Origin of the sequence: Dyadobacter alkalitolerans DSM 23607 (genome assembly GCF_000428845.1) — a bacterium.
In the GTDB taxonomy this organism is placed as follows: domain Bacteria; phylum Bacteroidota; class Bacteroidia; order Cytophagales; family Spirosomataceae; genus Dyadobacter; species Dyadobacter alkalitolerans.
Genome location: NZ_AUAS01000004.1, coordinates 247,020 through 271,632 on the forward strand (window position 1 = coordinate 247,020; position 24,613 = coordinate 271,632).

The window sequence follows — 24,613 nt, forward strand, 5'->3', positions numbered from 1 at the left end:
AAAGATGATATATGTTTTATAAACTCGTAGATATTTGTCTATAAAACACCCTTATGGCGACGATGGAATTGAAACTGTTTATTGTAATGGTCATGTAAACGGACTAAGCTTACCAAAGCACCGGTCGTTGATGCCTGAACATCATCTGAAATGAAACTCTATTGATTAATCCACGCTTTTCGCAAGGAAAGTTGACTTTTTGAAGGGTTATCAATAGCAGTAATCACTTTTGATGTCTGGTCGTAAGCAAGTCCGGCCTTCTGTAAACTTTCTTTAAGAGGGATCGGCTCACCTTGCTCCACGTAATCTTTAAAAAACTGACGGATCTCTGGAAACGTCATCGCCGTAATTTCATCAAATAATTCTTCGTCTTTAAAAGCCTTTTCTGACCCGAATTTCTTCATAAGCTTTTGCATTAAATCTTGCGTGCCTATCTTACCCCCGGAAAGTTCTCTTAGCCGTATATCAAGGCATAAACCGACCAAGGCTCCCTTTTGGTAAAAATTCATATATTGATCCTGCCGTTCGATCGCTTTGGTACTCATCTGAGTCATGGAAAGACTATTGTCGAACTGCTGCATTCCCCTTATTTTCCCCTCAATCACCTTAGTAAATTCCGTCAGGTTGATCATCCTTTGTTTGACAGGCATATGGATGGTACCATATTCGGTCATTCCTTCATAGAGCCACAGATGTTTGGATAGCACGGGATTAAGGAAGTCGAATTCCTGTATTTCTCTGGAGTGGATGTTGAGTGGGGTTAAAATATGAAAAAATTCATGTAAGGCTACGCCCATCAATGCATCGGGTAGTCCATCCAAGGTCTGTGAAGCGTACAAACAGACTGTTGAATTGCTGTGTTCGAGGGCGTCACCCATGAGTCCTCTTGGCATTTCTTCATGATAAATTAGAAATGCATATTCATTTACGGGTAGCTTTCCACCAAGATATGCCTGCTGTTTACTTAAAATCGTTTCCAGCTTGACGGCCAGGCTTTTTGAAAATGACTTATTCTGCTCAGAATAAAAAGAAACCAGGACATTCGTGTTACCGACTTTTAACCAGGTGGTATCCGGGACACAGTAAAAGACCGGGGAGTCGACAAGATGCCGATAATCTTTTGCCGACGTAACATCGATTGTGTCATTTTTAGGAATATATTTCAGAGCGGATGAAGGGTAGAATTCGGTGTTTTTCTTGACTGTGATATCATAGCCAGCAGTTGTAACTTCATCAAAATACCCGACAAGCGAGTTATAATTGATGATAAACAAACTGTCCTTTTTAAACATGCTGGCAGGAGATTTCGCGCCTCCGGTTTGCTGCGTAAGGTGTTCCCATCCATCGGATACCAAGTAACTTATCTCAGCAGCGTTTTTCAGGTCTGCAACCATCCAAGTGTTCACATCCAGCTTTTTAACCTCAATTGGTTTTCCTTTATGATCAACTGCTTTAAAATCTGATATATATTGACCGAAATCCATGGCATCATAATACCCGGGAACCATCCTGGGTATTATGTATTTACCCTCTTTTAAGTTGTTCTGAGGGGGCGTAAATGTTACAAGAACCTTATCATCCTTGACATTTAACAAATCTATTTTATACTGATAGTTAGCGGTTTGCGGCTGTGCCGCTAATTTGATAGATACAGCCAGTAGGACAATAATGTGTCTGAAGTTTTTCATGTATTCGCTTTCAATAATGGTTAAGAAGCGCAGTTATTGTTTTAAATTCCCAAATGAGCTGTTATTATAGTCCTTAATAGATTGCTGCACATCTATTGAACTCAAATTCTTTATTTCCGAATGTTGACATTTCTCTGCCGCATTCCCTTTGGGACAACTATTTTCTGTGACGGCTGGGAACTCATCAGCTTTTTCATTCAAAGGTTTCTGACATTCTTTTAAGTCTTTCATAACGGATTTGTTAAGCATCATATCGAAAATTATGGCTTTTTTCATGACTAGATATTTGCAGCCTTAGAATCAAACCCAAGCCGCAGCGTCACCCTGGGCGATTGTTCATTTTTCTCTTTGGGAATGTAGGCTGCTACTGAGAAAACCAGGATGTCTATGGGAGCGAAATAAAAACCGCCGCCGTAGTTGTAATGCCACTGCTTGGACTTCTCATTTGCCTCCCAAACCCTTCCATAGTCAAACGCCCCGAGCACGCCAAAGGTGAAAGGCAATGTACGGTTGTAGCTCGTGCCAAATTTGATGCGCAGATCGGTGTTATGCCAGAGGGCGCTTTTGCCGTAAAACGTTTGCGTCGTCCCCGAATATTGAAGTTCCAGCAGTTTTCTTTGCAGAGGAGCAAGCTTTTTGAGTTTCCAGTAGATCGGGTGACTGCTTTCGATCAATGGGTGAAAATGAATTTCCTTTGGATCTCTAATCAATACATCCCACTTGATCTGAGCATTAGTCAAATCCGTGCTCTCATTCTGGCTGGCGACTACTTTCACAGACCTTCCGGTCTTTAAAATAAGCAGTCTTTCATGTAGTGTTATCATAGCATTTTTCTTAGCGTTTTTGGAATGGTCACAACATAATACCTAATTGTATTCTAAGAAGTGTTAAAACGAATATACATATACGTTACCTTTCGAAGTGAGAAATTATGGGTAATCTGAATTCTTGAAGCTTTGCAGCATTGTATTTTAGCAGGCTTCGAAAAAAATTTGGTTAGTGGGCACTTTTCAAGCGTGGGAAAATAGCATCCCAGAATCCGAGATGCTATTTTGATTACAACTGTACTGCTCCATTACCTCTACAAATTATTGATAACGGCATCTGGCTTGGTTAGAAGGGGGCTATTAGCGACATATAAGGAATAGGTTGTCTTAATGTCAGCCGCAGCTACCGTTCTCTTTGTAAATTGTCTTAGCAACGATAGGCTATTAGTCGACGGCGTCCAATGCAATTTCTCCGTGTGCAGGTACAAACCCTGCTATATAAACAAGCCTATCAATTCAATACGGTATTTTTTCATTCACTGCTTTAAAATAAAATATATTGACCGAAATCCATAGCGTCATAATACCCAGGTACGATCATGGGTATTATATTTCTATCCTCTTTTAAGTTGTTTTACTGTGGCCTAAATGATACGTGAACCTTATCATCCTTGATAATTAACAAACCTATTTATTTGTATGAACTTTTTCATGTATCTGCTTTCAATGGTGGTTTTTGGCAGATCTGTCAAACTACTTAGGTTGATTAAACAGATACCGTGCAATTTTCCACTCTCCTTGTTCCTTCCTTAATAAAAAGAACTCCCTGTTTTCTGCAGGAATATTTTCTCCTGTCGCATGGATGCGTGTAGTTCCATTTGAATGTGTCCGGACAAATGAAATGTCATCTTTTATTATCACCTCGTCAACGGTTACTTTGACAGTTAACCGAATAGCCTTGAAAAGATATTCATATGCTGTGATCAATTGTGCTGTGCCAATAGCGGTTGGTGCACCCGCAGCTATAAATACACCGTCTGTTGTATATGAACCGACAGCAGTTTTTACATCAGATTCATTTAAAGCATTGAAATAATTGTTTAATGCTCTTTCGACTGCTGCTTTGTCTTGATTTTCCATTTTTGCTTGATCTTCCATGTTCGTTAGTTTTTTGTGTTTTTATTCGATTTATCCTTTAATGCAAGCCGACTTTGTATTGATTGATCTTTATCGCCAACATGGTCAACCTAAACTGTGGGCGGGTCATATCTACTTTTGAAAGTGGTAACCGCCGAAATATTTCACTGGTGACCATGAGGGCAACGGATCGGCTATTTTGGGCGAAAGGCCACTGAATTTATCGGCGCCGTATACCACTCTGCCACCTACGACGGTCAGTACAGATTGCAGGTCCCTGATTTGATTATCAGGCACAGAAAAGTAATCATCGCTTAGCAGCACGAAGTCTGCAAGGTTACCCGGTGCGATGCGTCCTTTTTCATTTTCATGGTTTTCGAACCAGGCCGCGCCAATGGTATAGAGTCTTAAAGCCTCTTCCCGGGTCAAACGGTTGTCCTCTGCCAAGATTACGTTACCCGAAACAGCTTTGCCCGTGACTGCCCAGCTGATCCCTATCCATGGGTTAGCCGGAGATACACGGAAAGCGTCTGTGGTCAATGATAATGGAATGCCGCTTTTCATCAGATCCCTGAACCTTGGTGTATACAAAGCTTTTTCTCTTCCATGGGTTTTTGCAAAAGCTTCCCCGTGCAGCGCCATTTTATTGTCAAGTGCGATACCGCCGCCTAACCTTTTGATCCTTGTGATATTTTCATCACTGATTGTCTCTGCATGTTCTATGGCCCAGCGCATACCGTCCAGAGGTGTAGTCTTGACCACTTCTTCCATTGCATCCAGGAAAGGCGTCAAATTTTCATTGTAGGTCATGTGCATACGGAACGGTATCCTCTTTTGTATGAGTTTCCGAACATATTCTTCAGCATACTGCCTCATCTTCTCTTTCGGAATGATGATAGCAGGTTTATCAAAATTCTCATGGTCATGGACCTCAGGATTCAGCACCTCGCCGGTCCCCTCATATTCATGGCCATGCTCCAGAGTCGGGTGCAGATTTTGTCCCGGGCTCAAAGGTGATATTTTTGTGATCCTTTCTATCTCGGTATCTACCCAACTTTTATTAGGATCGTAATTGAACCCGAGGTCGACGAAAGGAAAACGGATATTCAGCCTGTTTTCTTTAATGAGGGTTTCAATGGGTGCGTGACCTTCAGGGTAACCAATGACGCTGGAGTTTTCGATGACCGTAGTGAGACCGAAACGGTTGAGGTCTTTGATCACATATTCAAGGGAGCTGACCTGCTCCTCCGGCGTCGGTGTCGGCATCATGGCATCCATTGCCACAAATGCGAAAGTATCTCCGTCGATCACCCCCGTATAATTGCCTTTACTGTCTTTTTGAAGTTCCATACCAGGTGAGATCTGGAATTTTGGCGTCCCGATCCCAAAAAATTTCATAGCCAGTTGGTTAAGCCATATCCTGTTGTAAGCATACTGAACCCAAAGAAGCTTGTTTGGCACCGCTTTGTTCAGTTCTTCAATCGTCGGCTGACGTAGTTCCTTGAATTGATAAGGGGACCATGCACCGGTCACTTTTACCCATTGACCTTCCGGTGTTCTCGCCGCTTGTTCGGTCAGCATTTCCAGTGCTCGTTTTAGTGTAGGGACACCGTCCCATCTTACCTTTTGGTTAAAGTTCCTCTCGTTCAGCGGATGCATATGGGAATCCTCCAGGCCGGGTATCAGGCGTCTGCCGTCTGCGTCGATCAGGCGGGTGTGGCCATCTTTAAGGGCAAGGATCTCGTCATCGTTGCCTACGGCATAGATCCTGCCAGCACTGACGGCAAGCGCAGTGGCCTGCGGCTGTGCTGCCGTCAGAGTAGTGATCTTCGCATGATAAACGATCAGGTCCGCACCGGCTGATGGATTTCTAGTTTGTGCATGTGATCCTAAACTGATAAATACTGATGTGAGTAATGAAATAGCTTTTTTCATAGATATTTTCTTGATTGATATAACCTACACTTAATGAAGGCCTACCGCTGGCGACATCTGAAAATCGGGATGTCGCCTTGCTGGTATTTGGGATTATTGCGCCGGTACAGGGGTATTTAGTAATTGCTGTTCCCAAGCATAAGCTACGCCGGTTGCTCCTGTGTGTTCGATCATCAAACCAGCCAGCTGGGCAGCTGTATCCAGGCGCGCCCAATCCCGCTGCCATTCAGATGTGACCGCTATCCAGTTAATGGGTGTAATGCCATGCTGTACCATACGGCGGACTGCCATATCGTGCGCTTCCGCTGTAACCGATCCGCAGGCATCTGTTACCACAAATACATCATAGCCTTCGGCAGCAGCCTGGATGGCGGGCATAGCCACGCACACTTCGGTCCATAAACCGGCAATGATGAGCTGCTTGCGGCCGCTTTTTGCCACAAGGTCCGTTACGGCTGGGTCCTGCCAGGTATTAATCCAGGTACGGTTGATGGGTTTTTGCTCCGGAAAAACATCCTGGATCTGCTTGATCAGGAACCCGCCGCGTTCTTCGACAACTGTGGTCAGAATGGTTGGCACGTTAAAGACCTTTGCGGCTTTCGAAAGGCCTGCAACAGCGTTAATGATCATAGTAGGCTCGTGGCTGTGCAGGTTAGCGAATTGGAATGGCTGGTGATCGATCAGCACAACGATACTGTCCTCTGGACGCAAAAGTGCATCAAGACCTTTTTTCTGAATGTTTGACATAATTTGATAGTTTATACTTAATAATCTGAAATGCGTTACAGCAGTTGGAGACAACCAGCTTTTTGTTAGAAGCTTGACCAATAGCAGATCACTCCCAACTGTTTTGAATTGATGTATAGCTGGAATTCACTGACGTGTAGGGCATTGCGTGTTAATATGCCTAGCCCTTTTCTCCATCCTGGCTTGCTCGATATATGTAAAGCAAATGTCACAAACTCGTTTTATTGAGACGATGATATTTGTTTAATAAACTCGTAGACATTCGTCTACTAAATTTTCATACATCTTCGATTTTAAAGAACCTTTAATTCATAAAATCCTATTTTCCAGATATTTAGAACTATTTCAATAGTTCAGATTGATTTAAAAATTCATTTTGATTTATATTTACAAGACCATCCATAATATTAATTCGCGATGAAATCGGGGAATACCTATGTATAATGCATTTTTTGACTACCTAAAGAAATACAGCTCTACACCACTTTCGGGTGAGGATAAGGCAATGATCAGGCAAAACTTTACGCCGTTACGATTAAGAAGAAAAGAATACTTTTTGCAAGCCGGCGATATTTGTATGGATTATGGCTTTGTTGTCAAAGGAGCTATGCGTATGTACTCGGTAGATGACAAAGGATTAGAACATATCATCAGACTGGGACTTGAGGATTGGTGGATGGGTGACCGGGAGAGTTTTTTTAACCGTACCCCGAGCCGCTATCATATCGATGCCTTGGAGCCCTGCGAGTTGCTTGTTATCAAAAGGGAAGGGGATGCTGAACTGGTAAATAACATTCCTGCGTATACTGAAATGAAAATGAAGCTGGATGATGCCGCGGAAGCTGCCAATAACCGGCGCCTCACTTCGGCCTTAACCGACACGGCTGGCAAGCGCTATGCCAACCTTATAGAACGTTACCCGGCCTTTGCCATCCGTTTTCCGCAACATATTATTGCTTCCTATCTTGGTATTAGTAAGGATACGTTAAGCCGTGTTATTCGCAATAATAAGCTCAAATAACACCGCTTCACTGCTCGCCTTTCAGATAAAATAGACTTTTATCTACTTCTTTTTTTCACAATTGTCATCTTTTTGATTGATCCCAGGTGATGAGATTTGTGTGTCAACTATTAGTATGAGTTACACGCGAATCTGGCCGGTCACGCCTTGCCTGTTCGTTTGGTAAGTCTGTATAAACGATCAAAAATATGGAAACCCACGAATATGCGAACAGAGAAGTAACCCTCCTCTGGAAACCCCAACTATGTACCCACTCGGGCATTTGCGTTCGGACACTTCCGAATGTTTATGACCCGAAGGCGCGTCCCTGGATAAGGCCGCAGAATGCTACTGGCGATGAATTGTTAGCGCAGATCGCTAAATGCCCTTCGGGTGCGCTAAGTATCAAAGGAGAATCTTAAATAATCTATTAGCAAGAAAATGGAAAGTACAAAAATTGTTTTTACAGGGCATGTCCGTGGCGAGGTGCAGCTATTTTCGGATGAAGCTCAGATAGGTAAAATGGATCTTGCCATGATGGGAGGTAGGCTGACGGTGTTTCATACCGAGGTTGACAAGGGGTTCGAGGGCCGAGGTTTTGCGAAACTGCTACTGGCCGAGCTGGTCGGTTATGCCAGGGAAAAAGGAGTGAAGATCATTCCGCTTTGCCCGTATGTGAATGCGCAGTTTCATCGCCATCCCATAGAATATGAAGACGTGTGGAGTAAAGACTGGCATCAATGAAATACAGATCCGGAGATCAAGTAATAAACACACGGCTGATGAAAATGAAAATTGTGCTATGTGCAAGTCTGTTAATACTGGCAAAATTTTCTCATGCCCAAAATTTCAGGCTGATGCGTTTTGATGAGGACTATTCGGCATTAAAGGACAGTGCATGTACCTTTTACAATAGGCTGAAATACATGCCGCTCTCGGAAAATGGAAAGACCTATATTTCTTTCGGTGGCGAGCTGCGTGGCGAACTGGACCGGGCAGTTAACGAAGACTGGGGCGCAATGAACGTTGGCAGAAATATTTTCTTGCTGCAGCGTTATCAACTGCATGCAGACCTGCATTTAGGCGACAGGGTCAGGATCTTCGGGCAGTTACGAAGCGGTCTGGAGAACTGGCGAAAAACAGGACCACGTCCCATCGATGAAGATCAACTAAATGTTCAGAACCTTTTCATAGACCTGATCCCTTACGAGGGAATGGATCGCAGAATGACCATCCGGTTGGGACGCCAGGAACTGCAATACGGCAGTGGCCGGCTGCTTGATGTTCGCGAGGGCCCCAATCTTCGCTTGTATTTCGACGGAGCCAAGGTAGCGTATGCTTCATCAAAATGGAACTTAGATGCTTTCGTCATGGCGGCTGGCCGTGTAAGGACCGGTGTATTTGACAATCGCATTAACCGAAGATCGAGCCTTTGGGGTGTTTACAGCACATTTGCTGCGGCTAAAATGCTCAATATCGACCTTTATTATTTGGGAATCGACCGCGCCGAGGCTCGGTTCGATGATGGTGTTGCGGCTGAATTGCGACATACAGTAGGTTCCAGGTTATGGGGGAATGGCAAGGAACTGCGCTATAATTTTGAGATCGGTTATCAGCTGGGCAAGTTTGGAGTGTCAGATATTCGCGCCTGGGGTGGTTCCATGGAAATTGGTTATCGCTTCGCTAACCTGCGCGGAGCACCGACAGTGAAGCTCAGAAGTGATTTTATTTCAGGCGACGATGTGACGGGCGACGGCAAGCTGGGCACTTTTAACGCCTTATTTCCGAACGGCGGTTATTTCGGCATGAACCCGCAGGCCGGTCCCGCGAACCTGCTTTCTATTCATCCCAACGTCAGCTGGAACCCGGCCAGGAAAGTGCTGATTTCCGCAGAGGCGGTATTTTACTGGCGGCAATCCCTGCGGGATGGTATTTACCGTCCGGATGGTTCTCTCAGCCTGGGTTCGTCAGATTCAGACAGCCGTTACATTGCCACAGCTTACGTTTCTACGGTATCTTGGCAGATCAACAAGTTCCTGAGCTATAACGCCGGCGTGCAATATTTTAGGACCGGGGGCTTTATTAACGACGTGATACCGCAGCACCGGGATGGGTTTTTTATCAGTTCACTTTTAGCATATAAATTTTGACCAGAAATGCATGAGAACCTGCTTTTTATCCTGGGACTTCTTTTTGCAGCTATGCTGCTCGTCATGCTCGCACAAAAGTTACGTATAGCTTATCCGATCTTTTTGGTGTTGGCCGGATTAGGCATTGGCTTTATTCCCGGCATACCGTTGTTAAAGTTGGAGCCCGAACTGATTTTTCTCGTTTTTTTGCCCCCATTGCTGTATGAAGCTGCGTGGTATACCTCTTGGAAAGAATTTAAAAAGTGGAGCGGCGGCATTGCCATGCTGGCTTTTGGGTTGGTATTCATCACTTCGTTCGTCGTCGCGTATGCCGCCCATTCCTTTATTCCCGGATTTACATTGGCCTTGGGGTTTTTGCTCGGCGGCATCATTTCCCCGCCGGATGCGGTAGCCGCTACTACTGTCTTAAAGGGGCTTAAAGTACCGCGCCGAACCATTACAATACTGGAAGGCGAAAGTCTGGTGAATGACGCATCCTCCCTCATTGTTTTCCGATTTGCACTGGCGGCCATACTTACCGGAGCCTTCTCCATGCAACAGGCAACCGGGCAATTCTTTTTGGTTGCGGGCATGGGGATCGTTGTGGGCCTGGCCGGTGCGCATGTAATGTATGTAATCCATCGTTTTATGCCCACGTCGCCTGCCATTGATGCCACGTTAACAGTAATGACGCCATACATCCTGTTTCTATCGGCAGAGCATTTTCATTTTTCGGGCGTGATGGCCGTCGTGAGCGGAGGCTTGTTCATGTCTTTCCGTGCGCATGAAATGTTTAAGACTGGTAGGACAAGGGTGAATATGACGGGGGTATGGCACACGCTTATTTTTGTACTGAATACCCTGGTATTTATCTTGATTGGGCTGAATTTGCCGGAGATCGTGCGTGGCCTTGGCGATGTATCCATGGCAGAGGCTATCAAATACGGCATTTTTATCAGTTTCATTGCAGTTGGGATCAGGCTTTTATGGGTATTCTCTAGCGTGCATATTCTGCGCTGGTTCAGCAAAAAGGAAAAATTAAAGCCATCGCCAGGCTGGAAAAATCCACTCATCATTGGCTGGGCAGGCATGCGCGGTGTGGTATCACTGGCAACGGCCTTATCCATACCGTTGTACATGAATGATGGAAAAGCCTTCGCCCACCGCGATCTGATCATCTTCATCACCTTCGTGGTGATCTTTATCACCCTTGTTTTCCAGGGATTAACCCTTCCAGCAGTTATCAAATTAACCGGCATTGGTGAACTTGACCCGATACTTCCTGACCATGAACAACATGCTGGCATCAAGCTCAGGCTGGATACCGCGGCGCTGCAGCGGCTGAATGCGCGACACACCTTGGCCAGCGGCAATAGCCTATTGAAGGGTTATGCCAAGAAACTTGAACGCGAAATTGAAGGGCAACAAGAGTACCTGAGGTCTGCCGAAACATGTATCAACAGGAACGCTGAAAGGGAGGAATTTCAGCAGGTAATGGCCGATATCCACGATCATCAGCGGAAAGAACTATCTAAAATGAAAAACGAAAAAGTCTATACAGACGAAGCGATACGCAAGGCGGAACAAATGCTGGACATCAACGACCTGCGCGTATCTGAAAGTCCGCTTTGACTGATAATTTTCAACTAATAAACTTAATGTTCTAACTGCGTGCGGTACAGTTGGCTGGCCGCGCCGGTGTGACCAACATTCTGGTGCAAGAGGATATTGGGACCAGACTGCTAAATGATATCGCCGGGCAAGCTGACTATCCGGACGAACAAACGGAGATCGTACGCGGGCTCATCGCCCGAAATTGTGAGAATGCGGTACCGGTTAGTCTATTAGAGAAAGTGTTCTGGGATGCGCATCCTTGGCGTGGCCTTCGTTACCATCCTGCTGAGCATCCTGGCCAGCCGGCCACAACGTTCTTTCCTACGCTTATATGGTATTCATTGGCGGCCTTGCCGTCTCGATCGTGGCCTTTTTTATCGCGACAAGGTAAAGTTGTCAGGATAGACAATTGTCGACGTCATTTTTTACCATATCTCATCGCCTTGAAACGTCTTGCTGTAGCATTTTTACATTGTAAATGAATAAAGCATTCACTTGGGGACGGTCGGATATATTGGTACAAGCCATATCAGCAAAACAGGAAAGTAATTCAAATTTTTAATTTCAACTCGCAAATTTAAGTAACTACATTATGAAAGCAGCAGTGCTAAACGAGTTCGGCTCGGTTGATAAGTTTGAAATATTAGATGTCCCAACCCCAAAACCAGCATCTGATGAAGTACTTGTAAAAGTGCTGGCAACATCAGTGAATCCGCTGGATTTTCAGGTCCGCCGGGGGGATTATAAAAATGAATTGCAGCTTCCGGTCATTACCGGGCATGATGTGTCCGGGGTGATCACTGAGATCGGAGCAGGTGTTAAAAATTTTAAGGTCGGTGATGAGGTGTATTATACTCCCGAAATTTTTAACGGACATGGAAGTTATACAGAATATCATGTTGCCAAGGAGTCCATAATAGGTATCAAACCGAGAAACGTGAGCCATTTAGAAGCCGCAACATTTCCCTTAGCAGCCGGTACTGCCTGGGAAATGCTTTATACCAGGGCGCAACTTAAGATCAATCAAACGATCTTGATACATGGTGGTGCAGGCGGCGTCGGGATACCCACCGTTCAAATAGCCAAGGTTATGGGCGCGACCGTTTACACGACAGCAAGAACAGTGCACCATAACTTTCTCAAGGGACTTGGAGCGGATCATACCATTGACTATGAAAAGGTAAGTTATATAGATACGGTGCTAGATCTGACAGATAACAAAGGCGTGGACGTTGTGATCGATACTATTGGCGGTGACACGCTTTCGGACAGCGGTAAGATTTTAAGTCAAATGGGACAGGTCGTAACATTAGTTGACATTGAACAGCCGCAAAACCTGATACACGCCTGGGGGAAAAATGCGACTTATCATTTTGTATTTACCAGGCAGAGCAGAAACAAATTGGACGAACTTACAAAGCTGATAGAGGCCGGGAAGCTAAAGCCGGTGTTGAACAAGGTTTTCCCTTTGTCAGAAATAGGTAAGGCCCATAGTCTGCTGGAATTTAGGGACAGTGATGAAGATTTCTATGGAAAGATCGGTGTAGAGATAGGTAATTAAAACAGTCATTTAAACAAATATCAGGTATGAACAATCAAGATATTTTTATAAAGGCGAACAAGGCTTTGGCGGAAGGAAACTACGTCGAATTCATAACATACTGCACCGAAGATATTAAATGGGAAAACGTCGGCGGAAAAACCTTCAATGGAAAGGCCGAACTTTATAAGTACATAAGTTCGGCCTATGATGGGATAACATTTACAACAGAAAATCACATCAAAGAAGATGATTTTGTAGTTGAGCTTGGTCAGATAGTGTTCGAAAAAAACGGCGAGTCAAAAAGGAGTTCCTATTGCGACGTTTGGAATTTTAAGGCTGGAATGATAAGTCAAGTAACTTCGTTTGTGATCTGAGAAAGCATGGCAATTGAAATCAACCCTGCAGAGACTGGCGTGGATACTTGAATTTATGGAGGCCTCCCGATGTAAAATCATCATAACAAACTTGATATAATCCTTATTTCAATATGAATTTAGATAACAAGGCAACATTATTAAAAGCAAATGATGCGGTGGCCAAAGGAGATAATGAAGGATTTCTGTCGTTTTGTACCGAGGATATCCAGTTTGAATTCGTCGGTGATAAGACTCTCCAAGGGAAGGATGCCGTTCGGGCATATATGAAAATGGCATATATGGAGCCGCCGGAGTTTAATGTTGAACATTTAATCGCCGAAGGTGATTTCGTTTCAGCAATTGGAGAAATCAGCTTGAAGGACGATAGCGGAAAAAAGATCAACTACTCCTACTGCGATGTCTGGCGTTTTCAGGATGGCAAGATGGCCCAGCTGAGAGCATTCGTCATCGAAATCCCATAGACATATTTTAAAAAAATGTATTACTTCGTAGTCCAGCACTCATGCAGAGAAACGAATCTCCAGTGCTGGTCTTTTGTGCCCTTTTCTCCCTCAAAGTGTGCTCGCTACACACGCTCATTACAGCACAATAGCTAATTGGTTTGGGTTACCCCGGTATCGACGCCTTCCCCTCGTAATTGAAAAGGTATACATTTTCACTGTTGGCATTTACAAAACCCCTGTTTGAATAATTTTTTTTTTCGCATTTGCTTGCCAAGGTACCTTTGTTAAAAATAATAATCATTTAAAATGAAAGTATTAATTCACTTACTGGTCATCCTGTTCATTACTTTATTAGCAGCATGCTCTAAGCCATCATATTTTGGGAAGACCTATTCACCTACTCAGAATGTAGATATTTATCTCGAAAAGGCAGATGTAAAAAGAAATTACATTACGATGGGTTCCACCAAACTTGCAAAAGGATTCGGTTCAATAGACGCTGCGCAGCAAAAAGTGATAGAGTTGGGTAAGAGCAAAGGTGCAGACGGCGTAATTTTGAATCTTACGGAAGAGGTGGTATCTACCCAGCAGAACGGCACAGCAGTAGCGTCCAAAACGAAAAAAGAGAAAGTTGTTGCTACCAATTCCTCATCAACAACGGATATTAAGCAAAAAAGCATTGTAGCCACATTCATTAAGTACGAATAGGATGTTAAAAGCGGTCCTGAACTTTTTTAGAGTAAACTATAAGCGGTTGGTATTATTAGCCTTGTTCTCTTTGCTGGTTTACGGTTCGTTTTTTTTGCTTTCGTACGTGGTTAACCCGGCACAGACCGTACAAAACTTTGCTGGCCGGACTGGGTTGCTCTTTAATACACTGATTTTCATTATTGAGTCAGTAATCACTTATTATATTCTAATTTTTGTGGTGATACTTCCTGCGATGCGTAAGGAAGTCAGTGTTCGCAGCGCTGTCATTATTGGGTTACTGTTGTTCATCGTCAAGTTTGCGTACGACTACATTTTCTTTTTGATGGAGAGAGCACAGCAAGCACGCGACATGACTGATTCTTCCCCAGCGGGTCTGCCTGAACATAGTATGAGATGGGTGTTGATTATCTCTTATGTATTTGTCCTCGTCACAGGCTTTTCAGTAGCACTTTTGGTTGAACGGGTCCAAAAAGGCAGAGAGCGCATCATGCTTGAAAAGGATAAGACCGAAGCAGAACTGAAAGCCTTAAAGCACCAGATTAACCCTCATTTCTTATTTAACTCATTGAGCTTTATTTATGGAAAGGTCATCAAACAAGATAAAGAAACTGCGGATTCCATACTAATGCTGGCCAACATTATGCGGTATGCTTTGGGAAAAAACACCCGCATTGACGGCACCGTCAATATTATGGATGAATTGGAGCATCTTAAAAATGTGATTGAGATTAACCAGCGTCGCCATAATTATCAATTAAATATCCGCTACGACGAACAGATTGATGATCAGTCTACCAGCATCGTCCCACTGGTATTGATCACACTCGTTGAGAATGCTTTCAAGCACGGTGACCTGCATGACCCTGCTCATCCGTTAATGATCAGAATTAATACATGCGTGGATGAATTAACATTTGATATCAGTAACAAAAAGGGAAAAGGATTGAAAGAACTTTCAAATGGAATCGGTCTTCATAACATCAGGCAGCAGCTGAATTTAACATACGGCAACCGGTCAGCGTTCCTTGTAGATGAAGATGAAACCCATTTTAAAGTATCATTGAAAATAACATTTCCAGCATGATTGATTGCATTATCATTGACGATGAGCAGCATGCCATCGATTTATTGAAAGAACATATAAGTCAGGTGCATTTCTTGAAATTGGTTGGCTCAGAGACGAATCCCATAAAAGGTTTGGCCATGATCGGTGATCTCAAACCCGGGCTTGTGTTTCTGGATGTTCAAATGCCTAATCTGACCGGAATAGAAATATTGAAGCTGATCAGCAATGATTGCCATGTAATTTTGACTACGGCTTACAAGGAATATGCGCTGGACGGATTTGAGCATGCCGTGGTAGATTATTTGTTAAAACCGATCCCGTTTTTAAGGTTCCTGAAAGCCGTTAACCGTTTATGGACCATTCAAAATAATGTTCGTCCGGTTAACGATCAGGATCATTATGTTTTTGTAAAAACAGAACAAAAGGGCAAGCTATTAAAAATTGATTCTCGCAGAATAACTTACATTGAAGGACAAGGTAATTACGCGACAATCCACATGAATGATCAGCGCAAGATTACCGCCTATTTAAAATTGAAGGAGTTGGCCGAACATCTATCCTCGATGGGTTTTGTGCGCATCCACAAGTCTTTTATCATTTCGCTGAGCCACCTAACCGCAGTTGAGGGCAATATGGTGAGGATCGTCGATGAAGAGCAACCTATTACAATCGGCGAAGCCTATCGCAAGGATTTTTTTGATATGATCAATTCCAAGTTGCTTTCTATGCCTCCCAATAATTCAATAGAATAATTTAATTAACAAATAGTTTTATGAAACGTATTAATCTTTTCGCGGTAATTTTTACCGTCTCATTTGTGCTGCTTTTTAGCTGCAAAGAGATCATGGATCATCCGGTTAATCCGGATTTACCAGAAGTGATTCCTACGCCTTGTGAAGGCATTAGCCCTTCAAATCTGTGGCTTTTAAAGCAAATCAGCGGTTGGAGTAAAGGGGCCATAAGCATACTCAGTAATGAAGAGGCGGCGAAGATGGCCATTTTTGTTGCAATATTTACTGAGGAAGATTCTGAAAATCAATATTATGGTGTGAAAGGTGAGTATACTGCTCAGCTAAAAAGGACATTTAAAGATCTGCAAGGTTTCTGGGACATTAATTCAGACAACATCATTATGGCCGCAGCCCATGGCTCCATGTTGCAGGACCGGGATAAAGTTATCAAAGTGTATCAAGCTGAATATGGATATAGCGTTGAGAAGGCTAATAAATATGCTGATTCGCTGGCTACGTTGTTCAAGACTTATCCGGAATATCTGAACGGAAATCATCCTTTTTTCACTTTTAATGCATACGCCCACCAGCAGAAAAATTATCCAGTCGCTGGTCAGGTAAAGGATAAAATCGTTTTTGGAGATGCGCTTTTGCAGCCTTTTGATGCGCTTGGCTACGGAGATATTGCGCCGCAGGCTATTCTGGCCCATGAATACGCGCATCATATCCAGTATGATTTGGGAATAAAAGATTATGGTATCCCACTAACCTCGGCAGGTAATCGCCGCACCGAATTAATGGCCGATGCATACGCAGCTTACTTCCTCTCGCACTCTCGGGGAGCAGCTATGGAGTGGAAAAGCATGCAAAGAGTCGCGGAAGTGTTTTCGTATCTTGGCGATTGTGATTTTGAAAGTGAGCTGCACCATGGCACTCCTGTTCAGAGAAAGGCTGCGACCGAGTGGGGGTATAACCTGGCTAATAAAGCAGACCCAAAAGACCATATCATAAGCAGCCGCGAATTTGCGGGCCTATTTGATGCAAACTTAAAAGATATTGTAAAAAATTAATCCCGGCGCACGATTGCTATTTTTTTTTCAATTACAATTTACATTAAATCAATATCCACATGAAAAACATGATGATTGCGCTGTGTATGCTCACGATCAGCTACACGGCAAATGCACAATACGACCCAGCTTTTAGATTCGGAATCAAAGCAGGCGCTAATTTATCCAATATCAATGGCAGTAACGATTTAAGCCTTTCACCAGGCGGTAATGCATTCAATTTCAGGGACAACGATAACCGTTCACTTGGGTTCGCAGGTGGTGTTTTCTTTCGTTTTGGTAAAACGTTCTATATCCAGCCAGAGATTTTATTATCGCAAAAAGGCGGCAAGTTCAATGTATATAAGGACGGTGTGCTGAACGATGGGAAAGTGGATGTGCGTTTTTCCAACTTTGATCTTCCTTTGCTTTTTGGGGGGCGTATCGCAAAATTAGTTCGTATAAATGTTGGTCCAATGGCATCGCTCAGATTAAATAAGAATGGTAAAATCAGTGATTCATTTGATGATGTAACAGGCACGAATTCAGGAGCGGAATTTAAAAACCGATTAGCATTCGGTTACCAGGCAGGCGTTGGCCTCGACCTTGGAAGACTTAGTCTGGATGTGCGTTATGAGGGCAATTTCACTGACATTATGAAACTTCAGTTCAGTAATGCTACAACCGCCGCGCAATTTGGTAAAAAGAGCAACCTGTTCCAGGCAACACTGGGCTTTACCATTCTTTGATTAACGATTTCTGAAATTAGGCGGCAGTGTATAAAGTTTGGATACACTTGCTAGAAGTTAGCCTGCAATAATGCGATCAGATTAAAAGCGTATATATATGACCGTAATTTTTAACAGTGATTAGATGTTTGAGAAACTTATTAGATACGTTGAGGGATATTCAGGCTTACAAGTGAATTGCTCAGAACTAGAATTGATTAAAAGTAAATTTCAAGCAAAAACCCTACGCAAAAGGCAATACTTATTAAGAGCAGGTGATGTATCAAAGTACTCTGCGTTCATCACAAAGGGAGCGATGCGCCAGTTTTGCATTGATGAAAAAGGAAACGAGAAAATCGTTCAGCTTTTTATTGAAAATTACTGGGCAGACGACCGCGCAAGCTTAACTTCACTTGAACCATCGGAGTACAATATTCAAGCGTGGGAAGACACTGAAATGTTGATTATCTCACTCAAAGATATCTATGAGCTTAAAGATAATATCCCTGCAATAGCACAAATGCTAAGAGTAATGGATGATAGGCACGTTATTGCTTTGAACAAAAGAATAAATTCAATGATATGCACCACAGCAGAGATGCGGTACCAGGAATTCGAAAGGAAAAATCCGCATTTTCTACAACGGTTCCCACAACATTTCATCGCGTCATATTTGGGGATAACCAAAGAATCATTAAGTAGATTAAGAAGACAAAGCTGCGGTTAGTGTTTAGTTAAGATTTGCTATCGTCTCGAGGGTCATCCCAAATTCCGGCATTCGCAGACCTGGTTCAGGTGTTTTTCCAAAATCGTGCCCGCTATGACGTCGGCTGCCGGATACGCAACGCCAAGGAAAAAATCGGAAGATTATTTCGCCTTGCCCGTATTGGAACGCACAATTCCGCTGTGACTTCAATTAAATTTCCTGATCGGTCTATTACCAAACCGTATATCTCAATAAAATGAAAGACAAAAAAAAGAATTTAAACGCACAGCCTGGGGCCAGAAAAGAATTTATCAAAGTGGCGCCCAACGTGCGCCTGCATATAACCGACATTGGCGAAGGTCTACCGCTTGTGCTGATACACGGCTGGCCATTGAGCGACGCTATGTATGAATACCAATATCAATATTTTGTTGACCGGGGAATCCGGGTGATCGGGATCACGCTACGCGGTTTCGGCAAGTCGAGCAAACCTTATGGCCAGTACAATTACGTCTCCATCTATTTTACAAGCCGTTATAGAGGTGAGCACATCAGCAAATTAGCCTTGTTCGGCGCGGCAGCACCTATCTGGACACGACGCCCTGACTCCCCATTTAACGTGACACAGGAAGCTGCCCAGCAACTAATCGACCTGAGCCGCATTGACCGCCCTAAACTTTATGAGGATTTTGGCAAGATCTTCATGGCTAGCGAAGACTCTGTATCGCCAGGTATGGGGACTTGGCTGGACACCATCAACTGGGCGGCCTCGCCTTATGCTGCCACGCAATGCCTCATTGCCTTGAAGGATACCGACTTGCGTCCCCAGCTCGCAGAGATCGCCATCCCGACCGTTATTTTTCATGGCCGCTACGATAAGATCTGCGATTTTCAACTAGCGGAACAGATGCACGAAAGCCTAAAAGATTCCGAGCTGGTGCCATTCGAACATAGCGGCCACGCATTATTCATTGAAGAGGCAGAAAAGTTCAACCAAGAGCTGGAAGAGTTCATACTCGGCTAACAAACCTCAATTTTGAACTGCAACTTACCCAAGATGACTAGCCAGCCACCCAAGATCCCTTACCATGACAGCATTATTGATGAAGCGCACGTCAAAGGGCTTACCAAGCTGCATAAAGACGTTCCTGAGGAAATCCGAGGCACTTATGCTGGCAAGCTTGCTGAGTTTTCACAGCGCTTTACTGGCAGTGCTGATCTTTACAAAGGGGGTTACCATCAGCCGACGGCAAGCATTAACCTGATCACAGCTCACGATGGCTTCACGCTCAATGACCTGGTTAGCTATAATGAAAAACATAACGAATCCAATGGTGAAGACAATAATGACGGGGCCAATAATAACAACAGCTGGAATTGTGGGGTGGAAGGGCCCACGAACGATCGCGAGATTATTGCGCTAAGGAATAAACAAAAGCGTAATCTTTTGACCACGTTCCGGGTGATGCTGTCAAAGTATAAAGCCGCTCTGTAATGGTGCTGCGGTTGATTGACTGATTGCTATCAACGTACTGGCACTTGACTAAACACAAGCCCCTTAGTTTTATAAAATTGTTTAAAGCAAAGACAAAATTTTCTCCACTGGAATCCAGAACTCAAAACTTGAGATGAAGTCGTAGTTTAGTTTCAGTATGTCGACATCAGACGTTTTGTATTTCCAGAGTATGAATGCCATTGTGTGGTCGTAAGTGGTCTTGTACCGTGTTAACGTACCGAGCGCATAGTCGCTTCCTACAAGTTGTTCTAGTTTTTTGTTGTGATCGAGAAAAACTTCCAAAATCCCCTTTGACTTGTCTGCTACTCCATTTATCCTGTTTCTGACTAACTCTGAAGTTAGAGCCAAATTTGATTCAACAATTTGCCTTTGGATTTCATGAATTTTAAATTGAAGAGCATCCAGGTAGGCATCAATGTGCGCGTATCATCCTTTATTCCGTTTTTCCGCCCAGTTTGAGAATTCCACTTTTCTGGTTCACACTCCCTCTTGGTTGATATTTCCATTCGCTCTCCTTCTACGGTTATGCGGATGTAAATTGGCAGTCTACCGGTTTTGTAGTTGCTACGTTTTTTCAAATAAAAGAACATAGTCGAATTTCTTGATAACATAACATTCGATTTTTAGTGAAACAAAATTACTACCGATGCTTCCAAAAAATCAAGATGTTTATCTTATGAACAGGTTGTAAGTCAGATCGTTACAGCAGTTTAGGTGGGCACTTTTTTTATAATTTCGAACTGCTCACCCGATGCTCACCTAAATATTGCGAATATTTGCATATTTTGACAAAATCTGAAAAACAAAAAAGCCTGTAAATATATGATTTACAGGCTTTAATGCTTTTGGTATTCTTGCTTGCAGAGAGGAAGAGATTCGAACTCTCGATACAGTTACCCATATACTACCTTTCCAGGGTAGCTCCTTCAACCACTCGGACACCTCTCTGTGTTGTGGTAAGGGGTGCAAAGATACGTTTTATGACATTAAATGCAAATCAAAATGTGGGTTAAATGAAGGTGCAACGAAAATCATTTTCAAATACTCATCTCGCCGCTTAGCGGCCTTGCCAGCATTTCTTTGCATTTTTCGACATTCTGCTCTTTTCCAAATACATACATCATTTTCGTTATTGCCGCTTCGGCGGTGATGTCGGAGCCGCTTACTACGCCTGCTTGTTTGAGGAAGCGACTGGTTTCGTAGTGGCCTTGCGCGACGCGGCCGCCGTCGCATTGGGAGACGTTGAAAATGATGATGTTTCTTTCAATTGCATTGCTGATGGCGTCCAGGAACCATTGGGCTGTGGTGGCATTGCCTGCTCCGTAAGTTTCCAGCACGACGCCTCTTAATCCGTTGATATTAAGTAGCGAATTGACGACTAACGGGCTTATTCCGGGAAACATTTTAAGAAACGCTACGCGGTTATCCATGTTCGTATGGACGCGTAGCTGAAGTTCCTGCTCGTATGGTTTGATATAAGGCCAGTTGTATTCGATGCGAACGCCAGCATTGGCTAGTGCGGGATAGTTTTCGGAGTGGAATGCATTGAAATCGGAGCTTTCGCGCTTTTTGCTGCGATTGCCACGGAGTAACATTGAATTGAAATAAATACAGACTTCCGAGATTATGGGCTGGCCGCTTTCGTTCTTGGCTGCGGCAAGTTCCAATGCGGTGATCACGTTCTCCCGGGCGTCCGAACGAGCGACGCCGATAGGCAACTGCGCGCCGGTGAGAATGACGGGTTTGTTGAGATTATCGAGTAAAAAACTCAGCGCGGAGGCCGTATAGGCCATTGTGTCTGTGCCGTGCAGGATGACAAAGCTGTCGTACCGCGCATATTCCTGTTCGATGATCGTTGCCAGCTCGATCCAGATTTCCGGGTTCATGTTCGATGAGTCGATGGGCTCGGACAGGGACAGGAATGTAATAGCGAAATTGAGCCTGCTGATCTCAGGAACGCGGTCGATAATCTGGTCAAAATTGAAGGGGACGAGTTGCTTTCCTTTGGTGTCGTAGACCATTCCCAATGTTCCTCCGGTGTAAATGACAAGCACGGTGCCGACGGTTGGCTCGGGGGAAATCGGGTTGATGTGGATTTTGCTGTATGACATGCAACTATGCTTTTGGAAATGCTGAGATGCTTATACGAGTGAGAGGGCTAGGATGCTTTTAAAAGCATTTTTCTAGCATTTTCACTGGTGGCAATAATGGCTTCCTGCTTGGTGATTTGTTTCAAATCGGCCACGCGCTGGGCGACGAGATCAATGTAAGCAACCTCATTTCTTTTGCCGCGATAGGGAACGGGCGCTAGGTAGGGCGCATCCGTTTCCAAAACTAAATGTTCAATGTCAACAAAAGGAATGACTTTGTCCAAGCCTCCGTTTTTAAATGTCGCGACGCCGCCTATGCCGAGTTTGAAACCCAGTTCAATGGCTTTGTTGGCTTCATCTAATGTTCCGGTAAAGCAGTGAAAAATGCCTTTAAGATTCGGATCTCCAAATTCTTCGATCAGCTTCACAGTTTCCCAAAAAGCACTTCTGCTGTGAATGTCGATCCAGAGATTGTGTTTTCTTGCCAGTTTGCATTGATATAAAAATGCCTTTTCCTGCTGTTCCTGGAATGTTCTATCCCAAAATAAATCCATCCCGATTTCACCGATGGCTATAAAGCTGGCTTTTTCAAGCCATTCTTCGATGATGGTAAGCTCTGTCTCAAAATCATCTTTTACATACGTCGGATGCAAGCCGATCATTGGAAGGCATTTGCCGGGGAAGCGTTTGGCCAGTTCCATCATGCCGGGAATGGTGGCGTGGTCGCAATTGGGCATCCAAATCTGCTCTATGCCTGCATTCCAGGCGCGGTCAAGCATGGCATCGCGGTCCTCAGCATAATCGTCACTGTATATATGTGCGTGGGTTTCAATCATTTGTATTAATATTCACGTCCTTTCCAGACCGTTTTTCCAGGTAAAAAGTAATTGGCCAGCATAATCCACCCGATCAGCGTCATGTGAAACCAGAACAGCAGCGCGGCTTTCCAAAGGTCAAATTGCCGCAGCAATACAATGGAAATCAGCGATATGACCGTGATCAGCAGATAATAACGCCCTATACCGATCCACGGCTCGATGGGAAACCATATCGAGAGAATCAGAAATATGGGAACGATCAAAGATGACAGGATCAGGCTCCATTTGGTCACCCAAAACGACTGCATAACGCCCTGCATCCAACGTTTCCGCTGTTTCAACAACTCCGCAAAGCTGGTAACGGGTTCGGAAACATTCAGAATGTCCCTGTGATACGCCATTTTAAAATCATAACCGCCTTTTGCGATGCCCATAAATAACGTGTAATCCTCCACAATGGAAAACCCTAGCTTTTCATAGCCGCCAACGGCGAAATACGCTTCCCGGGCCACGGCCATGTTGTTACCCATGCCGGTCATTGGAATTTTGAACAAAGAAAAAAAGCGTGCGACACTAAGTGCAAACAGCCATTCGGTCGACAAAAGATCTGCGCGTAAATGGCTTTTTTTCATGCGCGTAAGGCCGACAACGACGCCGGTTTTTTCTTTAAAATGCCTTAGCATTCCCTTTATCCATGTCGGCGCAACGGTAATGTCGGCGTCACAATAGAACAGATAATCACCTTTGGCTTCGTGCGCAAGCTGTGCCAGTACATTGGCTTTTCCCTTTAAGCCGACAACTTGCTTCGTGATTTTAAGGCATTTAAACTGGTGTTTGTCCCAAATAAATCCGGCTATAAGCTCTTCGGTAAGGTCTTCGGAATCGTCATCGCCGATAATGATTTCAATATTTTCTTTCGGAAAATCGAGTTCATGCAGCGATTTGAGACATCTTTCGATATTATTTTCTTCGTTACGTGCCGCGACGAGCACGCTCACTTTAATGCGATTGCCGGTTTGAAGCATGTAATAATATAAATTTTGCGATCATAAAGTGTTCATTAGTAATGTCATAGCCTCACTTCATCGCCATTGCTTCGAATGTAAATCCCTTGTTACTGAAATGCTCCAAAAACCTTGGAAGCGCGTATTGCATGTTAGGTGCGGCTTTGACGCTGTCGTGGAACAAAACAATTGAGCCAGGCCGTGTATATTGAATCGATTTCCGCAGACAAATTTCTTGTGTAATTTCTTTGGAAAAATCCCCGCTCAAAACATCCCACATGATAATGTTACGCTCCCTTTTAACAACACGCGACTGGCTTTTTTTGATCCGCCCATAAGGTGGCCTGAAAAGATTCGTCGGTAAATTCAGCTGCTTCTCACATTGCTTAATGTTGTCGAGATACACTGCATCCTCAGTCTTCCAGCCATTCATGTGATTAAATGTGTGATTGCCTATGGCGTGTTGATTATCAAGTAGTTGTTTGTAAATATCCGGATGTTTCTCCACATTATTTCCAATGCAAAAAAAGGTCGCCTTCGCCTTGTAACGTGCCAATGTTTCCAGAACAGACTCGGTAATGTCGGGAATAGGGCCGTCGTCAAAGGTCAGGAAAATCTTTTTTTCCTGCGTCGGAACGCGCCAGATAAAGCCTGGGAAAAATGCTTTCAGCCAGAAAGGCGAATGGTGTAAAAACATTATTTGGAATGGTGTCGGTCAATATTTGGGGTCAAATATAAAGGGATATAAAGTAAGAAGCCGCCCTTGTGGAGCAGCTTCTTGCATTATATATAATGTAGCTTTTACAAAATCCCA

At 43.9% G+C, this 24,613-nt stretch carries 27 protein-coding genes, 1 tRNA gene and 1 pseudogene; 16 read left to right on the top strand and 13 right to left on the bottom strand.

What is annotated here, in order from left to right; genetic code table 11:
* Nucleotides 1–158: 158 nt before the first annotated feature.
* The 6 genes from G395_RS29070 to G395_RS0109565 all read right to left on the bottom strand — a co-directional run bounded on the left by G395_RS29070 (nt 159) and on the right by G395_RS0109565 (nt 6,274).
* A complete protein-coding gene (locus G395_RS29070) occupies nt 159–1,688 on the bottom strand; it encodes a M61 family metallopeptidase (protein ID WP_051350090.1) in 1,530 nt (509 codons plus the stop codon).
* A gap of 33 nt (nt 1,689–1,721) precedes the next feature.
* Nucleotides 1,722–1,964 carry a hypothetical protein gene (locus G395_RS0109545; protein ID WP_026629841.1) on the bottom strand — a complete coding sequence of 81 codons (243 nt, stop codon included), beginning with the start codon at nt 1,962–1,964 and terminating at the stop codon, nt 1,722–1,724.
* A gap of 2 nt (nt 1,965–1,966) precedes the next feature.
* Nucleotides 1,967–2,512 (bottom strand): hypothetical protein, encoded by a 546-nt coding sequence (locus G395_RS31065; protein ID WP_051350091.1) that lies wholly within the window; start codon nt 2,510–2,512, stop codon nt 1,967–1,969.
* A gap of 696 nt (nt 2,513–3,208) precedes the next feature.
* Complete coding sequence (locus G395_RS0109555; RefSeq protein ID WP_026629842.1) at nt 3,209–3,613, bottom strand: YybH family protein; 405 nt, start codon at nt 3,611–3,613, stop codon at nt 3,209–3,211.
* Nucleotides 3,614–3,724: 111 nt separating this feature from the next.
* Complete coding sequence (locus G395_RS0109560; RefSeq protein WP_026629843.1) at nt 3,725–5,527, bottom strand: amidohydrolase; 1,803 nt, start codon at nt 5,525–5,527, stop codon at nt 3,725–3,727.
* A gap of 93 nt (nt 5,528–5,620) precedes the next feature.
* Nucleotides 5,621–6,274 carry a hydrolase gene (locus G395_RS0109565; RefSeq protein WP_026629844.1) on the bottom strand — a complete coding sequence of 218 codons (654 nt, stop codon included), beginning with the start codon at nt 6,272–6,274 and terminating at the stop codon, nt 5,621–5,623.
* A 436-nt stretch (nt 6,275–6,710) separates the two neighbouring features.
* On the opposite strand from G395_RS0109565, the gene G395_RS0109570 reads away from it, so the two are divergent.
* The 16 genes and pseudogenes from G395_RS0109570 to G395_RS31635 all read left to right on the top strand — a co-directional run.
* The gene (locus G395_RS0109570) at nt 6,711–7,295 is read left to right on the top strand and encodes a Crp/Fnr family transcriptional regulator (RefSeq protein ID WP_026629845.1); all 585 of its coding nucleotides are present in this window, start codon (nt 6,711–6,713) and stop codon (nt 7,293–7,295) included.
* A gap of 188 nt (nt 7,296–7,483) precedes the next feature.
* Nucleotides 7,484–7,696 (top strand): (4Fe-4S)-binding protein, encoded by a 213-nt coding sequence (locus G395_RS31630; RefSeq protein WP_084439531.1) that lies wholly within the window; start codon nt 7,484–7,486, stop codon nt 7,694–7,696.
* A gap of 19 nt (nt 7,697–7,715) precedes the next feature.
* Nucleotides 7,716–8,018, top strand: a complete 303-nt coding sequence (locus G395_RS0109575) for a GNAT family N-acetyltransferase (RefSeq protein ID WP_026629846.1) — start codon at nt 7,716–7,718, stop codon at nt 8,016–8,018.
* A 38-nt stretch (nt 8,019–8,056) separates the two neighbouring features.
* Nucleotides 8,057–9,424, top strand: coding sequence for an alginate export family protein (locus tag G395_RS0109580; RefSeq protein ID WP_035360990.1), 1,368 nt, complete (start codon nt 8,057–8,059; stop codon nt 9,422–9,424).
* 6 nt (nt 9,425–9,430) lie between these two features.
* Nucleotides 9,431–11,035: a Na+/H+ antiporter gene (locus G395_RS0109585; RefSeq protein WP_026629848.1), complete on the top strand. Its 1,605-nt coding sequence runs from the start codon at nt 9,431–9,433 to the stop codon at nt 11,033–11,035.
* Nucleotides 11,036–11,609: 574 nt separating this feature from the next.
* Nucleotides 11,610–12,578, top strand: coding sequence for a zinc-dependent alcohol dehydrogenase family protein (locus tag G395_RS0109590; RefSeq protein WP_026629849.1), 969 nt, complete (start codon nt 11,610–11,612; stop codon nt 12,576–12,578).
* A gap of 26 nt (nt 12,579–12,604) precedes the next feature.
* Nucleotides 12,605–12,934 carry a nuclear transport factor 2 family protein gene (locus G395_RS0109595; protein ID WP_026629850.1) on the top strand — a complete coding sequence of 110 codons (330 nt, stop codon included), beginning with the start codon at nt 12,605–12,607 and terminating at the stop codon, nt 12,932–12,934.
* Nucleotides 12,935–13,047: 113 nt separating this feature from the next.
* Complete coding sequence (locus tag G395_RS0109600) at nt 13,048–13,398, top strand: nuclear transport factor 2 family protein (RefSeq protein WP_026629851.1); 351 nt, start codon at nt 13,048–13,050, stop codon at nt 13,396–13,398.
* A 288-nt stretch (nt 13,399–13,686) separates the two neighbouring features.
* Entirely contained in the window at nt 13,687–14,088 is a 402-nt protein-coding gene (locus tag G395_RS0109610) for a hypothetical protein (protein WP_051350092.1), read from the top strand.
* Between the two features lie 46 nt (nt 14,089–14,134).
* Complete coding sequence (locus G395_RS31070; protein WP_169720022.1) at nt 14,135–15,175, top strand: sensor histidine kinase; 1,041 nt, start codon at nt 14,135–14,137, stop codon at nt 15,173–15,175.
* Nucleotides 15,172–15,909, top strand: coding sequence for a LytR/AlgR family response regulator transcription factor (locus G395_RS29085; RefSeq protein ID WP_035360866.1), 738 nt, complete (start codon nt 15,172–15,174; stop codon nt 15,907–15,909). Before G395_RS31070 ends, G395_RS29085 begins: the two co-directional genes overlap by 4 nt.
* A 20-nt stretch (nt 15,910–15,929) precedes the next feature.
* Nucleotides 15,930–16,958, top strand: coding sequence for a hypothetical protein (locus G395_RS0109625; RefSeq protein ID WP_026629853.1), 1,029 nt, complete (start codon nt 15,930–15,932; stop codon nt 16,956–16,958).
* Nucleotides 16,959–17,017: 59 nt separating this feature from the next.
* Nucleotides 17,018–17,686: a porin family protein gene (locus G395_RS29090; protein WP_051350094.1), complete on the top strand. Its 669-nt coding sequence runs from the start codon at nt 17,018–17,020 to the stop codon at nt 17,684–17,686.
* A gap of 124 nt (nt 17,687–17,810) precedes the next feature.
* On the top strand, nt 17,811–18,392 hold the full coding sequence (locus G395_RS0109635; protein WP_026629854.1) for a Crp/Fnr family transcriptional regulator: 582 nt from the start codon (nt 17,811–17,813) through the stop codon (nt 18,390–18,392).
* Nucleotides 18,393–18,627: 235 nt separating this feature from the next.
* The gene (locus G395_RS29095) at nt 18,628–19,395 is read left to right on the top strand and encodes an alpha/beta fold hydrolase (protein WP_051350095.1); all 768 of its coding nucleotides are present in this window, start codon (nt 18,628–18,630) and stop codon (nt 19,393–19,395) included.
* A gap of 156 nt (nt 19,396–19,551) precedes the next feature.
* A pseudogene (locus G395_RS31635) lies at nt 19,552–19,827 on the top strand (glycogen debranching protein GlgX); the annotation flags it as partial.
* 120 nt (nt 19,828–19,947) lie between these two features.
* On the opposite strand, the gene G395_RS33070 reads toward G395_RS31635, so the two are convergent.
* From G395_RS33070 to G395_RS0109685, 7 genes are all read right to left on the bottom strand, one after another.
* Nucleotides 19,948–20,235 (bottom strand): phage integrase SAM-like domain-containing protein, encoded by a 288-nt coding sequence (locus G395_RS33070; protein ID WP_026629856.1) that lies wholly within the window; start codon nt 20,233–20,235, stop codon nt 19,948–19,950.
* Nucleotides 20,226–20,498: an Arm DNA-binding domain-containing protein gene (locus G395_RS33075; protein WP_026629857.1), complete on the bottom strand. Its 273-nt coding sequence runs from the start codon at nt 20,496–20,498 to the stop codon at nt 20,226–20,228. Before G395_RS33075 ends, G395_RS33070 begins: the two co-directional genes overlap by 10 nt.
* A 250-nt stretch (nt 20,499–20,748) precedes the next feature.
* Nucleotides 20,749–20,835: transfer RNA gene (locus G395_RS0109665), tRNA-Ser, on the bottom strand.
* Between the two features lie 89 nt (nt 20,836–20,924).
* A complete protein-coding gene (locus tag G395_RS0109670) occupies nt 20,925–21,998 on the bottom strand; it encodes an asparaginase (RefSeq protein ID WP_026629858.1) in 1,074 nt (357 codons plus the stop codon).
* A gap of 47 nt (nt 21,999–22,045) precedes the next feature.
* On the bottom strand, nt 22,046–22,813 hold the full coding sequence (locus G395_RS0109675) for a TatD family hydrolase (protein ID WP_211237762.1): 768 nt from the start codon (nt 22,811–22,813) through the stop codon (nt 22,046–22,048).
* 5 nt (nt 22,814–22,818) lie between these two features.
* The gene (locus G395_RS0109680; RefSeq protein WP_026629860.1) at nt 22,819–23,820 is read right to left on the bottom strand and encodes a glycosyltransferase; all 1,002 of its coding nucleotides are present in this window, start codon (nt 23,818–23,820) and stop codon (nt 22,819–22,821) included.
* A gap of 52 nt (nt 23,821–23,872) precedes the next feature.
* Nucleotides 23,873–24,496 carry a polysaccharide deacetylase family protein gene (locus G395_RS0109685; protein ID WP_026629861.1) on the bottom strand — a complete coding sequence of 208 codons (624 nt, stop codon included), beginning with the start codon at nt 24,494–24,496 and terminating at the stop codon, nt 23,873–23,875.
* Between the last annotated feature and the right edge of the window lie 117 nt (nt 24,497–24,613).

Bases quoted from the DNA above. Each gene is read 5' to 3' on its own strand.
- G395_RS29070 (WP_051350090.1), bottom strand. From the start codon at position 1,688: ATGAAAAACTTCAGACACATTATTGTCCTACTGGCTGTATCTATCAAA.
- G395_RS0109545 (WP_026629841.1), bottom strand. From the start codon at position 1,964: ATGAAAAAAGCCATAATTTTCGATATGATGCTTAACAAATCCGTTATG.
- G395_RS31065 (WP_051350091.1), bottom strand. From the start codon at position 2,512: ATGATAACACTACATGAAAGACTGCTTATTTTAAAGACCGGAAGGTCT.
- G395_RS0109555 (WP_026629842.1), bottom strand. From the start codon at position 3,613: ATGGAAGATCAAGCAAAAATGGAAAATCAAGACAAAGCAGCAGTCGAA.
- G395_RS0109560 (WP_026629843.1), bottom strand. From the start codon at position 5,527: ATGAAAAAAGCTATTTCATTACTCACATCAGTATTTATCAGTTTAGGA.
- G395_RS0109565 (WP_026629844.1), bottom strand. From the start codon at position 6,274: ATGTCAAACATTCAGAAAAAAGGTCTTGATGCACTTTTGCGTCCAGAG.
- G395_RS0109570 (WP_026629845.1), top strand. From the start codon at position 6,711: ATGTATAATGCATTTTTTGACTACCTAAAGAAATACAGCTCTACACCA.
- G395_RS31630 (WP_084439531.1), top strand. From the start codon at position 7,484: ATGGAAACCCACGAATATGCGAACAGAGAAGTAACCCTCCTCTGGAAA.
- G395_RS0109575 (WP_026629846.1), top strand. From the start codon at position 7,716: ATGGAAAGTACAAAAATTGTTTTTACAGGGCATGTCCGTGGCGAGGTG.
- G395_RS0109580 (WP_035360990.1), top strand. From the start codon at position 8,057: ATGAAAATGAAAATTGTGCTATGTGCAAGTCTGTTAATACTGGCAAAA.
- G395_RS0109585 (WP_026629848.1), top strand. From the start codon at position 9,431: ATGCATGAGAACCTGCTTTTTATCCTGGGACTTCTTTTTGCAGCTATG.
- G395_RS0109590 (WP_026629849.1), top strand. From the start codon at position 11,610: ATGAAAGCAGCAGTGCTAAACGAGTTCGGCTCGGTTGATAAGTTTGAA.
- G395_RS0109595 (WP_026629850.1), top strand. From the start codon at position 12,605: ATGAACAATCAAGATATTTTTATAAAGGCGAACAAGGCTTTGGCGGAA.
- G395_RS0109600 (WP_026629851.1), top strand. From the start codon at position 13,048: ATGAATTTAGATAACAAGGCAACATTATTAAAAGCAAATGATGCGGTG.
- G395_RS0109610 (WP_051350092.1), top strand. From the start codon at position 13,687: ATGAAAGTATTAATTCACTTACTGGTCATCCTGTTCATTACTTTATTA.
- G395_RS29085 (WP_035360866.1), top strand. From the start codon at position 15,172: ATGATTGATTGCATTATCATTGACGATGAGCAGCATGCCATCGATTTA.
- G395_RS0109625 (WP_026629853.1), top strand. From the start codon at position 15,930: ATGAAACGTATTAATCTTTTCGCGGTAATTTTTACCGTCTCATTTGTG.
- G395_RS29090 (WP_051350094.1), top strand. From the start codon at position 17,018: ATGAAAAACATGATGATTGCGCTGTGTATGCTCACGATCAGCTACACG.
- G395_RS0109635 (WP_026629854.1), top strand. From the start codon at position 17,811: ATGTTTGAGAAACTTATTAGATACGTTGAGGGATATTCAGGCTTACAA.
- G395_RS29095 (WP_051350095.1), top strand. From the start codon at position 18,628: ATGAAAGACAAAAAAAAGAATTTAAACGCACAGCCTGGGGCCAGAAAA.
- G395_RS33075 (WP_026629857.1), bottom strand. From the start codon at position 20,498: ATGTTATCAAGAAATTCGACTATGTTCTTTTATTTGAAAAAACGTAGC.
- G395_RS0109670 (WP_026629858.1), bottom strand. From the start codon at position 21,998: ATGTCATACAGCAAAATCCACATCAACCCGATTTCCCCCGAGCCAACC.
- G395_RS0109675 (WP_211237762.1), bottom strand. From the start codon at position 22,813: ATGATTGAAACCCACGCACATATATACAGTGACGATTATGCTGAGGAC.
- G395_RS0109680 (WP_026629860.1), bottom strand. From the start codon at position 23,820: ATGCTTCAAACCGGCAATCGCATTAAAGTGAGCGTGCTCGTCGCGGCA.
- G395_RS0109685 (WP_026629861.1), bottom strand. From the start codon at position 24,496: ATGTTTTTACACCATTCGCCTTTCTGGCTGAAAGCATTTTTCCCAGGC.